Genomic DNA, 14,195 nt, shown 5'->3' on the forward strand with positions numbered 1-14,195 from the left:
ATCTTTCTCAGTTCCTTCAGACGATCTCCAAAAAAATCATTATTAAACATTGTATACTCTTAAATATTCTAAACGGTATAAAACGGAATTATTCCATAAGAAATATTTATTTGGAGATTAAATATTCTATTGAGAATATTATAGCATAAAAGGAGGTAAAAGCATATGTAGCTAGTAGTCAATTTTAAAAATTTTAATGAAGCAATTTTAATGAAGGAGGTAGAATTCAACAAATAAAAAAATCTTGAAACAAATGCGCCGTTATTTCACTTATCACTATTTTTATCCTCAATTTTCATATTACTAAACACAGCAACTATCATAGAAAAACATACAGTTACAAAAATTGCCTTCTATATAAAAAACGAACCAGCTTTACTGATTCGTTTCATAACTGATAACTCCTACTTCCGGTACATTTTAAACTGTAGGAAGAGGTCACTGTATTTTCCTGTCCATTTATGGTCAAACTTCTCATAAACTTCTAGGTGTTTCATGGTATCATCGTCTGGATAGAAGGATTTGTCCTCACGAGTCTCCTCTGGGAGCATTTCCTTAGCTGGTAGGTTGGGTGTTGAGTAACCTACATACTCCGCATTTTTCAGAGCATTTTCGGGTTTCAACATAAAGTTGATAAAGGCATAGGCTGCATCTTGGTTTTTCACGGTTTTTGGAATGACCATGTTATCAAACCAAAGGTTGCTGGCCTCAGTCGGAACGACATACTTGAGGTTAGGATTTTTCTCCAACATCTGGCTGGCTTCCCCAGAGAAGGTCACACCAATGGCAGCATTATTCTGAATCATGTAACCCTTCATCTCGTCTGCCACAATGGCCTTGATATTTGGAGTCAGTTTGTAGAGCTTATCTACTGTCTCTTCCAGCTGCTGAGGATCCTTGGAATTAAGGCTGTAACCGAGCGAGTTAAGCCCGAGTCCCAGCACCTCACGCGCCCCATCAAAGAGCATGATGGAATCCTTGTATTCTGGTTTCCAGAGGTCATCCCAATGCTCAGGTGCCTCCTCTACCATGGTTTCATTGTAGACAATTCCCAAGGTTCCCCAGAAGTACGGGATGGAGAATTTGTTGCCCGGGTCAAAAGACTGGTTGAGGAACTCAGGTCCGATATTTTCGATTCCTTCAATTTTTGAATAATCAAGCGGAACCAAGAGGTCTTCGTCCTTCATCTTATTGATCATGTACTCACTCGGGATGGCAATATCATAGGTTGTTCCACCCTGCTTGATCTTGGTATACATGGCCTCGTTGGAGTCAAAGGTCTCGTACTGTACTTGGATTCCTGTTTCTTCTGTGAATTTCTCCAAGAGTTCTGGATCGATATAGTCCCCCCAGTTGTAGATAACCAATTTCTGACTGTCTCGGCTATTGATTTTACTGTCTAGATGAGTCGCAATCCCCCACAAGACAAGGATAATTGCTGCAATTCCTGCTAAAAATGAATAGAGTTTTTTCATGCTTGCTCCTCCTTCTCACGTGAGATAAAGTAATATCCAACAACTAGGATAATACTAAAGAGAAAGACAAGGGCAGAGAGGGCATTGATTTCTAGCGAAATTCCCTTACGAGCACGAGAGTAGATCTCAACGGACAGAGTTGAAAAGCCATTTCCTGTTACAAAGAAGGTCACGGCAAAGTCATCTAGCGAATAGGTGAAGGCCATGAAATAACCTGCAATGATAGACGGTGTCAGGTACGGTAGCATGATTTCCTTGAACATCTGAAACTGGCTGGCACCCAAGTCATAGGCCGCATGAATCATGTCATCATTCATCTCCTTGAGACGAGGCAAGACCATCAAGACCACGATAGGGATGGAAAAGGCCACGTGACTAGATAGAACCGTCAAAAAGCCAAGTGAAAACTTAAGCTGGGTAAAGAGAATCAAGAAGCTGGCACCAATCATAACGTCAGGCGCAACCATGAGGATATTATTGAGTGATAAAAAGGCTTCTTGGTATTTCTTACGAGACTGGTAGATATAGATAGCACCGAAAGTCCCGATAATGGTCGCAATCAAGGCTGATAAAAAGGCCAAGAAAAAGGTCTGGGTGAGGATCAACATGAGGCGACCATCACCAAACATAGTTTTAAAATGACTCAGACTAAATCCTGTAAAGCTGTTCATATCATCGCCAGCATTAAATGCATAGCCAATCAGGTAAAAAATTGGCAAATAAAGGATGATAAAGACAAAGGCTAGGTAGAGATTGGCAAATTTTTTCATCGTTCTCTCCTTTCCTTGGTCACCCACATGGTGATGAACATGGTCAGGATAAGGATAACCCCGATGGTAGAACCCATACCGTAGTTGTCATTGGTCAGGAAGTTCTGCTCAATAGCCGTTCCCAGCGTGATAACGCGGTTCCCACCAATCAAACGTGTCAGCATGAAGAGACTCAAACTAGGGATAAAGACAGACTGAACCCCACTTCTCACCCCGTTCATAGAAAGGGGGAAGATAACATGGCGGAAGGTCTCCCACTTGGTCGCACCGAGGTCATAGCTGGCATTGATAAGATTGTTGTCCATATCATCCAAGACATTGAAAATCGGCAAAATCATAAAGGGAAGCTCGATGTAGCTTGCGACAAAGATGAAGGAGAAATCCGTAAAGAGCAACTGCTGCGAACCGATTCCGATGAATTCCAAAAATTGGTTAATAGAGCCATTCTGACCAAAAATTCCGATAAAGGCATAGGCCTTGAGGAGCAAATTAATCCAGGTTGGCAAGATAATCAGCATGAGCCAGAGTTGACGGTGCTTGAGACGGGTCAAAAAGAGGGCGGTTGGATAGCTGATGAGCAGTGTTACCAAGGTTACAATCCCTGCATAAAGCACAGAGTTGAAGCTCATTTTGAGGTAGGTCAAGTTTTGTGACGCAAAGTAAGATTTATAATTTTCTAAACTAAACTGCCCTTCAATGTTGAAAAAGGATTGTCCAAAAATCAAGACCAAGGGTGCGAGGACAAAGAGGGCAATCCAAAGCATGTAGGGCACTACAAAGAGTTTAGAGGTTGTTTTCTTCATCTCTTTCCTCCTCGATCGCGTTAATCAGACCTGCTTCTTGCTCTTCGATTTCTACGTACTCCTCGATACGAGCATCGAACTCTTCTTCGGTTTCGTTGAGACGCATGATGTGGATATCTTCTGGTTCAAAGTCCAGACCGATTTCCTCGCCAACGATTGCCTTACGGGTCGAGTGAATCATCCATTCGTTTCCGAGTTCGTCATAGGCGATAATCTCATAGTGAACCCCACGGAAGAGCTGGGTATCCACCTTGACTTGGAGCTTGCCTTCTTCAGGAAGGGTGATGCGCAAGTCCTCTGGACGAATGACAACCTCAACAGGCTCATTTGGCTTCATCCCTCCATCAACCGCTTCAAAGCGTTTGCCGTTAAACTCGACCAAGTAGTCTTCAATCATGGTTCCTGGCAAGATATTTGACTCACCGATAAAGGTAGCAACAAAGTGGTTGATCGGCTCATCATAGATGTCTACAGGCGTTCCAGACTGAACAATCTCGCCATCATTCATAACGAAAATCCAGTCACTCATAGCAAGAGCTTCTTCCTGATCGTGAGTGACAAAGACAAAGGTAATCCCCAATCGTTGTTGCAATTCACGCAGTTCATACTGCATGTCTGTTCGCAATTTCAAGTCCAGCGCTGACAAAGGCTCATCCAACAAAACCACACGGGGCTGGTTGATAATGGCACGGGCAATGGCCACACGCTGACGTTGTCCTCCAGAGAGTTTACGAATGGAACGCTTCTCGTAACCTTCCAACTGAACCATCTTGAGAACTTCCGCTACGCGTTGTTCGACTTCTTTCTTGTCGACTTTACGCAAGCGGAGTGGAAAGGCAACATTTTCAAACACATTCATATGTGGAAACAAGGCATAGGATTGGAAAACCGTATGGACATCTCGTTTATTAGTTGGGATATCATTGATCCGCACCCCATCCAGTAAAATATCCCCTGTTGTCGCATCCAGTAAACCTGCAATGATGTTTAGGATGGTTGACTTTCCTGAACCAGATGCGCCCAAAAGAGTGTAAAATTTCCCTTCTTCCAACTCAAAGTTAATATCTTTGAGAACCTTGGTGTTGCTGTCTTCAAAAACTTTAGAGACGTTTTTGAATTCAATAATTGGTTTTTTCAATTGTCATAAATTCCTTCTTTTTCATAAATTAACAGATCAGGGCTCTGTCAGGCCGCTACTACCTCGTGTAGGAGATTGAACTGCCTACATACATCTTCACTCACGATAGGCTTTCACCCCCTTTACAATGGTTATAGCAGCAACTTTTCTACCCCAACCTTATTCCTTCTCGCCCAAAATTCGGACTTCTCTCTCAAGGGTGACACCTGAGTGTTTCTTGACTTTTTCGATAACAGATTGGATTAAGTCTTCGTAGTCTTTGGCCGTTCCGTCAGCAACATTGATCATGAAACCGGCATGCTTTTCAGATACTTCCACACCACCGATACGATAGCCTTTCAAGCCAGCCTCTGAAATCAACTGTCCTGCAAAATGCCCAACTGGACGCTTAAAGACTGACCCACATGATGGGTATTCTAGAGGTTGTTTGAGTTCACGTAGGTGCGTCAAGCGGTTCATTTCTTGCTTGATAACCTGATGATTCCCTGGAGCTAGAGCAAATTTAGCTGACAAAACAACAGCCCCAGAATCCTGAATAGCTGAATGACGGTAACCAAAAGCCAAGTCCTTGACTGACAAGGTCTCGATTTCCCCTTCCTTGGTCAAAACTTGACAAGACTGCAAGATATGAGCAATCTCTCCTCCATAGGCACCCGCATTCATAAAGACAGCTCCACCGATGCTTCCAGGAATCCCACAAGCAAACTCAAAACCAGTCAAACTATGACGGAGGGCAATACGTGTCGTTTCGATCAAGTTCGCTCCAGCTTCTGCTTCGATGGTATAGCCATCAACCGAAACGTTATTAAGCTTATCGCATAAGATGACAAAACCACGGATTCCACCTTCACGAACGATGATATTGCTGGCATTTCCTAGCACCATCCAGGGAATATTCTCTTGATTGGCAAATTGGACGACACGGGCCATCTCATAGCGATTGCGTGGCAAAACTAGATAATCCGCTCGACCTCCTACCTTTGTATAGGTATAGGTCTTCAAGGGTTCCTTAAAACGAATATCGATTCCTTCTAGGATTTCAAGCATTTTTTCTTTTACTGACATGTCACTCTTCCTTTTTCAAAATTCATTCCATTATACCATTTTTAGAGACATTTGACGACCATAAAAAGAGCTTGTTTTATCTTTACATAAAAAAAGAGGTCACCCCTCTTTTTATGATTTTTTCCAAAATGTAGATTTTGTCAGCCAGATAAAGGCTAGAAGTTCTACGAGAAGAATAAACTCAACTAGAAGCGGATTTGCAATCCATCCCACTTGAGATAAGGCTGGAGCCAAGTCAAACAAGGCATGCAAACCATAGGCAGCAAGGAGGTAGATCCATTTCTTTTGACGGACACTTTGATAGACCCAGATGGAAAGACCAATTTGTAGAACCAGAGCAAGCACACGTTCAACTCCTAGTAAATAAACCTGCCATACAGAAAGAGACTGAACCGTTTCGAGTGTAGTCTTTGGAAGGAGATTGGCTACATCAGTATTTGAAGACTGAATGAGTGAAAAGAGAATCAACAAACTGATCAAGCTTCCCATTCCGAGATAGAGCATCTCCAAGCCCCCATGTCCCAAACCATAAGCCAAAGCATCTCGATCTTCTAGCCTTCTCTTTTTCTCCAACCATTTAAAAAAGACAAGACGAGCCGTTTCCTCAAAGAGGGCCGCCATGGCGATTCCATAAAGGACGTATAAAAAAGGGTGCTCCTGCATGAGCGGAATGGTTCCATCTTTTTGCGGATGAAGTACCAGAAGGTGAACCATCTTCTCTAACACTTGAGAAGAAACAAAAAATGCGATTGCTCCCAAGCCCATCACTGCAAGAGAGATTTTAAACCGTTTTTTGGCATACCAAGTTCCACTTACTAGAATGAGAACCAAAGCAACCATGGTGAGGATAATATGTACTGTCATCTTTTTCTCCTATTCTGACTTATCAATGTCTTTCTTCATCTCGTCAACGTTAAATTTGGCAAATAAATACTGGCGATCTTGGACTGGAAAACGTTGGTCCAACTGGTCGACTGCCCCAACCTCGATCATTCCTTCTTTGATAACAAAGTCCATCACGTGTCCACCAAAAGTCAAATCATCTGAGATAAAATGCAAATGGTAGCCTGCAACACTCACCCCATGGAAAATCTCCGGTGTCCAAAATCCAACGATGGTTCCCGATACATTTTCACGTCTATATTCAGGCTGATGGGTAGCAACCTCAGCAAACTTGGTATCAGGTGTGGATTTGGGAATCATCCGCACATGCATTTGTGAAAATTCGCCATGAATCTTGATGGAGCGAAAAAGATTTTCTCCATCATAGTAGGACTCAATTCGCTTTTCCAATTCCTTATCTGTCATCTCAAAGCGCTGACGAAAAATCACTTCTGCCTGATGAGGAACCACTGCTGCATAGGGAATAAGGGCATCCGCCGCCACTTCGACGATTTCAGGCGTTTGACCAGACCCCTTAGCTTGATAAGCCTTGCCATCAAGGACAATCAACTCCCCGTCAATCGAATCCAAAGTTCCCAAGCCGAGGTCACCATGTTCCAGCAATTCTCCTACTGTCATGGTTCCACCATAGAGACCAGCCATTAGGGCACCTAGAGTATTGTATTGAAATAATTTAACCGGTTCCTGCACTTTTCTATCCATTCTCTTTCTTATCTTCTTTTCAATGAATCATTATACTTTCTAAGTATACCACATTTGCTCCTAGTTGTGAAAGGGAGAAATGCTTTTCCCATTGCAAAGGAGGCAAAAAAAAGGTACAATGTAACAAAATCAACGGAGGTCTGGAATGAAGAAAGAAAGTAAATACCAAGCAGTCGTTTCCTTTCTAAAAAAGGGGATCGAATCAGGAAAATTTCCAACAGGTAGCCGGCTTCCCTCCATCCGTCAATTGAGCCAAGACTTCCACTGTAGCAAGGACACTATCCAACGAGCCCTACTGGAATTACGCCATGAACAATACCTCTATGCCAAACCCCAAAGTGGCTACTATGTTCTGGAGCAAGGACAGCATCAGGACTTGGAAATCGAAGTCACTGACGAACATGCCAGTGCCTATGACGACTTCCGACTCTGTGTCAATGAAACCCTGATAGGCCGAGAAAACTACCTCTTCAACTACTATGACAACCAAGAAGGCCTTGAGGAACTCAGACAATCTGTCCATCAACTCCTCTTTGACCAAGCCCTCTACTGCAAACCCGATCAACTGGTTCTAACATCTGGTACCCAGCAAGCTCTTTTTATCCTTTCTCAGATTGACTTCCCGAGCAAGGGAGCGGAGATTCTAGTTGAACAGCCGACTTACCATCGGATGAACCGTCTCTTGGTCGCTCAAGGATTAGCCTACCAGACCATTGAACGCCGTATTGATGGCATTGACCTTGAAGAACTGGAAGAACAGTTCAAATCTGGGAAAATCAAGTTTTTCTATACCATTCCTCGCTTCCACTATCCTCTTGGCCATTCCTATTCTGATCAGGAAAAAAGGGCCATTCTGGATCTAGCAAACCAGTATGGTGTTTACATCGTCGAGGATGACTATTTAGGGGATCTAGATCCTAGAAAGGGCCAAACCTTCCACTATCTGGATACTGAAGATCGGGTCATTTATATCAAGTCCTTCTCAACAAGTCTCTTTCCAGCCCTTCGTATTACCGCTCTCATTCTCCCAAATACCCTAAAAGAGGCCTTTGTTTCCTACAAAAATATCCTGGACTATGACAGCAATCTCATCATGCAAAAGGCTCTTTCTCTTTACATCGATAGCCAGTTATTTGAAAAAAATCGACTGACTCGATTGAGCCTTCAAGAGAACTATCAAGCTCGGATAAAGAAAGTGCTTAAAGAAAACACCTGTCCCTTGCCCCACTACCCTCTACACGATGGTCTTTTGCTTGATTTGAGGCACTATCCTAAGATTGCCAGTTTGAAACACAGCTCACTCAAACTAGACTTTTTTGAGAAGGCTTATTTGGATGCTTGCCCTTATCAGTTTGCCAAAGTCACTCTTGAAAATCTAGAAGAGCTATTAGAATACATAAAAGCAGAATTGGATTAAAGTCCAACTCTGCTTTTTCTTATTGTTCAACTTCTGTTAGTTTCGCTGCCTTTTCAAGATAGTTTTGATAGGTTCCGTCGTCTTTCAGTTTTTGGATAACCTTATCGACTACTGCTTTCAAGTCTGATTGATTCTTCTTAATAGCAACGGCATTGGCTTCGCCATCTTTCATTGTCAAGTTAACAGATGCAACGACAAGGTCTGAGTTTTTACCTGCGTAGCTAAGAGCAACTGGTTCATCCATATGAACAGCATCCACTTTTCCAGCCTGCAATTCATTGACTGCTTCCCCCATATTGGTCAAGGATGTCAACTGGGCATTTGGCAATTGTTCCTTGACCATGGTTTCTGGCACAGTTCCCTTTTGAGCTGCGATATTGGCACTTGCGAGGCTTGTAAGATCCTTGTATTTGTCTAAATCAGCTTTTCTAACCAAGAAACTCATCTTATTTTCATAGTAAGGGATTGAAAAGTCAAAGACTTCCTTTCTCTCATCTGTAGCACTAATTCCTGCAATGGCCAAGTCAGCCTTTCCAGTTTGAAGACTGGTCAAGACATTGTCAAAACTCATGCTAGAGATTTCAAGTTTAACCCCAAGCTCGTCTGCAATTGCTTGAGCCATATCAATATCTGCACCAACCACTTGGTTTTTACCATCTACCAAGGATTGGAATTCAAACGGCGCATAGTCTGGGCTGGTCGCAACGACTAGCTTTCCTTTTTGTTTGATAGCGTCCACAGCAGACTGGGAACTATCCGTACCTGACTGGCAAGCTACTAGAACCACACTGGCAAGCATGCTACACACAACTAATATCCATTTCTTGAATTTCATAAATAAACGACCTTTCTGTTAATTCTGAATAATTATAACTCTTTTAAAAATAGTTGTCAACCTTTTTAGAGATTTTGATTGTAAAACAATTCTTTTCATAAAAAAAGAAGACTGATTTATTCTAACCAGCCTTATTTCTGTATATTTAAACCGTTTCTTATAGTTCGACAATCTTACCTGTTTCAAAGTAAACAACCCATTCACAGATATTTTTTGCGTAGTCTCCAATACGTTCCAAGAAGGAAATAACCTGGAAGTAATCGCGTCCTGTAACAATGGCTTCAGGATTTTTCTTGATTTCTTCTGTAGCCAATTCACGAATGCTGTCAAAGTAATGGTTGATTTTTTCGTCCATCGTTGCTACTTCGTAGGCTTGATCCACAGACCCGTTGAGATAAAGATCTAGAGCTGCTTCGACGAAGTTTTTCACGTCGCGTCCCATCTTTTTGATTTCTTCTTCAACAGAAGGGATACGTTGCTCCCCCTTCATACGAATAGTCGCCTCAGCGATAGACACAGCATGATCTCCCATGCGTTCCACGTCTGACACTGCCTTGAGAACGGTCAAGACGGTACGAAGGTCTTGCGAAACAGGTTGTTGGAGGGCAATCATTTCAAATGATTTCTTTTCCAACTTCACTTCATATTCATTTACTTCTGCATCGTCTTCGATGACTTCTTTTGCCAAATCACGGTCATGCGTAACAAAGGCACGCACTGTACGATTGATCTGCGAGAGCACTTCTTGTCCCATAGCATAGAACTGGTTGTGCAATTTCTCCAAATCTTCTTCAAATTGAGATCGTAACATCATTCAACTCCTTATCCAAATTTTCCTGTAATATAATCTTCTGTTTCCTTGTTTTGTGGGTCTAGGAACATCTTCTTCGTATCGTTAAACTCGATCAAATCCCCATCTAGGAAAAATCCTGTTTTATCAGAGATACGTGAGGCCTGTTGCATCGAACGCGTTACCAAGAGCATGGTGTATTTATCTTTCAGACCATACAAGGTTTCCTCAATCTTACCTGCAGAAATAGGATCCAAAGCTGAAGTTGGTTCATCTAAGAGGATAATTTTCGGACTGGTTGCTAAGACACGAGCAACACAAACACGTTGTTGTTGTCCACCTGAGAGACCAATGGCTGAATCATGCAAACGATCCTTTACTTCATCCCAGATAGAAGCACGTTGCAAGGCCTTTTCTACTGCTTCATCTAGAACTTGCTTGTCCTTAACTCCATTGATACGCAGCCCATAGACAACATTTTCGTAGATAGACATAGGGAAGGGATTGGGCTGTTGAAAGACCATACCGATTTCCTTACGCAATTCAACCGTATCGGTGCGGGGGCTGTATATATTGTGACCATTATAGACTACTGATCCTGTTGTTGTCACTTCAGGATTTAGATCGCCCATGCGGTTGATAGCTTTGAGCAGGGTAGACTTTCCTGATCCAGAAGGACCAATCAAGGCCGTTATTTCCTTAGGTTGGAAAGAAAGGGAAACACTATTCAAGGCCTTCTTTTTATTGTAATAAACGGACAGGTCTGACACCTGTAAAATCGCTTCTGACATACCGTTTCCTTTCTAACCAAAGTGTCCCGTTACATAGTCATTGGTTGACTGTAACTTAGCATTCTGGAAAATATTGGAGGTCTTATCGTACTCAATCAAATCACCCAAGTAGAAAAATCCTGTGTAGTCACTCGCACGCGCAGCCTGTTGCATACTGTGGGTAACGATGATGATGGTAAAGTCCTTCTTCAATTCCAACATGGTTTCTTCCAGCTGGGCTGTCGCAATCGGATCCAAGGCTGAAGCAGGCTCATCCATCAAGAGGATATCTGGCTTAACAGAGATAGCGCGAGCGATACAGAGACGTTGTTGCTGACCTCCAGAAAGCATCAAGGCTGATTTGTGGAGGTCGTCTTTGACCTGATCCCAAAGGGCAGCCTGTCTTAGAGAGGTTTCGACAATTTCATCAAGTACTTTCTTGTCCTTAACACCTGCACGTTCATGAGCAAATGTGATGTTGCGGTAAATAGACTTAGCAAATGGATTTGGACGTTGAAAAACCATTCCGATATGCTTGCGCATCTCATAGACATTGATTTCTGGACGGTTGACGTCAATCCCTCGGTAGAGGATTTGGCCTGTTACCTTGGCAATATCAATGGTATCATTCATCCGATTGAGACTGCGAAGATAGGTAGATTTCCCTGATCCAGACGGACCAATCAAGGCTGTAATTTTATTTTTTTCAAATTGCATATCGATGCCCTTGATGGATTCATTTTTACCGTAGTAAACATGTAAATCCTTGGTAGAGAGGGCCACTTTTTCTTCAGGGAAGGTGATGATATGCTTTTCATCCCAGTTATATTTTGACATGGCTTCTCCTTTAGGCAGCGGTTAATTTCTTGTGTAAATAGCTTCCGAGTTTGCGTGCTCCAAAGTTAAAAATCAAGATAAAGATGAGGAGCACAGCGGCAGAACCAGCAGATACAATGGTAGCATCAGGAATGGTTCCTTCACTGTTGACCTTCCAGATGTGGACAGCCAAGGTTTCTGCTTGACGGAAGATTGAGATAGGACTGGTAACACTGAGGATATTCCAGTTAGACCAGTCAAGGGCTGGAGCGGATTGTCCTGCCGTATAGATAAGAGCGGCAGCCTCACCAAAGATACGGCCAGATGCCAGGACAACACCCGTTACGATACCTGGAAGGGCTTCTGGAATGACGACATGGACCACAGTCTCCCAACGAGAAATTCCGAGGGCCAAACCAGCCTCACGTTGTGTATGGTGAACATGTTTTAAACTGTCCTCAACATTTCGAGTCATCTGAGGCAGGTTAAAGACCGTCAAGGCCAAGGCACCTGAAATGATTGAAAATCCATACTCAAACTGGACTACAAAGATCAAGTAACCAAAGAGACCCACAACGACTGATGGTAGAGAAGACAAAATCTCAATACAGGTACGAATAAAATTGGTCACAGGCCCTTTTTTGGCATACTCAGCGAGGAATACACCAGCTCCCATAGATAGCGGAACAGAAATGATCAAGGTAATGACCAGAAGGAAGAAGGAATTGTAGAGCTGAATCCCGATACCCCCACCTGCTTGATAAGAGGAAGACTTCCCAGTCAAGAAGGACCAAGAGATATGCGGTAACCCTCTCACCAAGATATAGAGAATCAAAGATGCCAAAATGGTCACGATGATACCCGCGATGGTATAGAGGACAGCTGTTGCAAGTTTATCTAATTTCTTAGCGTGCATAGTTTTTCTTTCCTCTTTCTTTCGTAATCAATTTAATCACACTGTTAAAGGCCAAACTCATCAAGAGCAAGACTAAGGCCAGTGACCAGAGAACGTTATTATCCACCGTTCCCATGACGGTATTTCCGATACCCATAGTCAAAACAGAAGTCAAGGTCGCAGCTGGTGTTGTTAGAGATGTTGGGATAACTGCTGAGTTTCCGACAACCATCTGAATAGCAAGGGCTTCACCGAAGGCACGCGCCATCCCAAAGACCACTGCAGTGAAAATACCTGAACGTGCTGCTTTCAAGGTCACACGCCAGATGGTTTGCCAACGAGTAGCTCCCATAGCCAAACTGGCTTCACGGTAATGACGAGGAACAGCACGCAAGCTGTCTGTTGTCATAAAGGTTACAGTTGGTAGGATCATGACAAAGAGAACGAAAATCCCTGACAAGATCCCAAAACCAGTTCCACCAAAGACGCTACGAACAAAAGGCACCACAACTTGCAAACCGATAAATCCATAGACGACTGAAGGAATACCGACAAGAAGTTCGATGGCCGGTTGCAAAATCTTTGCACCCTTTGGTGATACTTCTGTCATAAATACTGCAGCACCAATAGCAAAGGGTGTTGCGATAAGAGCTGATAAAATCGTCACAATAAAGGAACCCAAAATCATCGGAAGAGCACCAAATTGTTTCCCTGAAGGATTCCAAGTTTGTCCAAAGAGGAAATCAAAGATGTTCACTCCATTGACAAAGAAGGTCGACAAGCCTTTTTGGGCTACAAAAATCAAAATCATCGCCACAATGATAACAATCAAAGAAAGGCAAGTGAAGGTCAAACCTTTACCAAACTTCTCAAGGCGAGAGTTCTTTGAAGGAGAGAGTAATTTTTTAGATAATTCTTCTTGATTCATTATTGACCTCCTTCTACTGCTGTAACGGTACCTGAAGCATCCTTTTGGACTTTCATTTCATTGATAGAGATATAGCCCATTCCCTTAACAATTCCATTTTGGGCTTCATCTGAGAGGACGAAATTCAGGAATTCAGCAGCTAACTCATTTGGCTGACCAAGTGTGTACATATGTTCATAAGACCACAAAGGCCAGTTGTTGGTCGTTACATTCTCAGACGTAGGCTCATACCCATTCAGTTTCATGCTTTTCACGGAGTCATCTACATAGGCAAAGGCTAGGTAAGAAATGGCTCCAGGCGTTTGGGATACAATCGACTTGACCATCCCGTTAGAATCCTGCTCTTGGCTCTGCATAGCAGATTGACCATTCATAACCACCGTATCAAACGTCGCTCGTGAACCAGAACTTGCTGCTCGGTTGATGATTGAAATGGCCAGGTCTTTGCCCCCAACTTCTTTCCAGTTGGTAACTTCACCTGTAAAGATTTTGCGAAGTTGCTCGGTTGTGAGATTTTCAACATCCACTTCCTTGTTTACAATCACAGCAAGACCAGCCACTGCAACCTTGTGGTCTACTAGAGCTGAAGCATCGATTCCATCTTTTTCCTCTGCAAAGACGTCAGAGTTCCCGATGTCTACTGCTCCAGACTGGACTTGGGATAGTCCTGTACCCGATCCACCGCCTTGAACATTGACTGTTTTTCCGATGTTTCTAGAACCAAATTCATCTGCTGCCGCTTCGACAAGAGGCTGAAGAGCTGTTGAACCAACGGCTGTCATGGATTCTCCACGATCAATCCAGCTAGCACATCCTGCTAGAGAACCTGCCATCAAAAGAGCTGCAAGAGACATGACAAGCTTTTTTCTTTTTTTCACTGTTATTCTC

At 43.0% G+C, this 14,195-nt stretch carries 15 protein-coding genes; 1 reads left to right on the plus strand and 14 read right to left on the minus strand.

Translation table 11 applies throughout. From position 1 onward, the window contains the following. Positions 1-404: 404 nt before the first annotated feature. From PCY17_RS01350 to budA, 7 genes are all read right to left on the minus strand, one after another. A complete protein-coding gene (locus PCY17_RS01350; RefSeq protein WP_125413505.1) occupies positions 405-1,475 on the minus strand; it encodes an ABC transporter substrate-binding protein in 1,071 nt (356 codons plus the stop codon). Next, positions 1,472-2,245, minus strand: a complete 774-nt coding sequence (locus PCY17_RS01355; RefSeq protein ID WP_000712716.1) for an ABC transporter permease — start codon at positions 2,243-2,245, stop codon at positions 1,472-1,474. Before PCY17_RS01355 ends, PCY17_RS01350 begins: the two co-directional genes overlap by 4 nt. Then, positions 2,242-3,048 carry an ABC transporter permease gene (locus PCY17_RS01360; protein WP_000754114.1) on the minus strand — a complete coding sequence of 269 codons (807 nt, stop codon included), beginning with the start codon at positions 3,046-3,048 and terminating at the stop codon, positions 2,242-2,244. Before PCY17_RS01360 ends, PCY17_RS01355 begins: the two co-directional genes overlap by 4 nt. Continuing rightward, complete coding sequence (locus tag PCY17_RS01365; RefSeq protein WP_125413504.1) at positions 3,029-4,186, minus strand: ABC transporter ATP-binding protein; 1,158 nt, start codon at positions 4,184-4,186, stop codon at positions 3,029-3,031. The genes PCY17_RS01360 and PCY17_RS01365 overlap by 20 nt, the downstream gene beginning before the upstream one ends. A 159-nt stretch (positions 4,187-4,345) precedes the next feature. Next, a complete protein-coding gene (murB, locus tag PCY17_RS01370) occupies positions 4,346-5,251 on the minus strand; it encodes a UDP-N-acetylmuramate dehydrogenase (RefSeq protein ID WP_125413503.1) in 906 nt (301 codons plus the stop codon). Between the two features lie 111 nt (positions 5,252-5,362). Then, positions 5,363-6,115, minus strand: coding sequence for a YhfC family intramembrane metalloprotease (locus tag PCY17_RS01375; RefSeq protein WP_125413502.1), 753 nt, complete (start codon positions 6,113-6,115; stop codon positions 5,363-5,365). Positions 6,116-6,124: 9 nt separating this feature from the next. Then, positions 6,125-6,856, minus strand: coding sequence for an acetolactate decarboxylase (gene budA / locus PCY17_RS01380; RefSeq protein ID WP_125413501.1), 732 nt, complete (start codon positions 6,854-6,856; stop codon positions 6,125-6,127). Between the two features lie 145 nt (positions 6,857-7,001). Here budA and PCY17_RS01385 point away from each other — a divergent pair, with 145 nt between their 5' ends. Beyond that, entirely contained in the window at positions 7,002-8,273 is a 1,272-nt protein-coding gene (locus tag PCY17_RS01385) for a PLP-dependent aminotransferase family protein (protein WP_070567666.1), read from the plus strand. A gap of 19 nt (positions 8,274-8,292) precedes the next feature. Here the strand turns inward: PCY17_RS01385 and PCY17_RS01390 are convergent, their stop codons facing one another. From PCY17_RS01390 to PCY17_RS01420, 7 genes are all read right to left on the minus strand, one after another. Next, positions 8,293-9,108 carry an ABC transporter substrate-binding protein gene (locus tag PCY17_RS01390; protein ID WP_042768133.1) on the minus strand — a complete coding sequence of 272 codons (816 nt, stop codon included), beginning with the start codon at positions 9,106-9,108 and terminating at the stop codon, positions 8,293-8,295. A gap of 157 nt (positions 9,109-9,265) precedes the next feature. Then, positions 9,266-9,919, minus strand: a complete 654-nt coding sequence (gene phoU, locus PCY17_RS01395; protein WP_042902108.1) for a phosphate signaling complex protein PhoU — start codon at positions 9,917-9,919, stop codon at positions 9,266-9,268. Between the two features lie 11 nt (positions 9,920-9,930). Continuing rightward, entirely contained in the window at positions 9,931-10,689 is a 759-nt protein-coding gene (pstB, locus tag PCY17_RS01400; protein ID WP_001287329.1) for a phosphate ABC transporter ATP-binding protein PstB, read from the minus strand. A gap of 12 nt (positions 10,690-10,701) precedes the next feature. Continuing rightward, positions 10,702-11,505 carry a phosphate ABC transporter ATP-binding protein PstB gene (gene pstB, locus PCY17_RS01405; RefSeq protein ID WP_000049851.1) on the minus strand — a complete coding sequence of 268 codons (804 nt, stop codon included), beginning with the start codon at positions 11,503-11,505 and terminating at the stop codon, positions 10,702-10,704. Positions 11,506-11,515: 10 nt separating this feature from the next. Further along, positions 11,516-12,400, minus strand: coding sequence for a phosphate ABC transporter permease PstA (pstA, locus tag PCY17_RS01410; protein WP_000543055.1), 885 nt, complete (start codon positions 12,398-12,400; stop codon positions 11,516-11,518). After that, positions 12,390-13,307, minus strand: coding sequence for a phosphate ABC transporter permease subunit PstC (gene pstC, locus PCY17_RS01415; RefSeq protein ID WP_001070951.1), 918 nt, complete (start codon positions 13,305-13,307; stop codon positions 12,390-12,392). The genes pstA and pstC overlap by 11 nt, the downstream gene beginning before the upstream one ends. Further along, complete coding sequence (locus tag PCY17_RS01420) at positions 13,307-14,185, minus strand: phosphate ABC transporter substrate-binding protein PstS (protein WP_009730333.1); 879 nt, start codon at positions 14,183-14,185, stop codon at positions 13,307-13,309. The genes pstC and PCY17_RS01420 overlap by 1 nt, the downstream gene beginning before the upstream one ends. Positions 14,186-14,195 lie beyond the last annotated feature (10 nt).

This window comes from Streptococcus sp. SO2 (assembly GCF_030440025.1).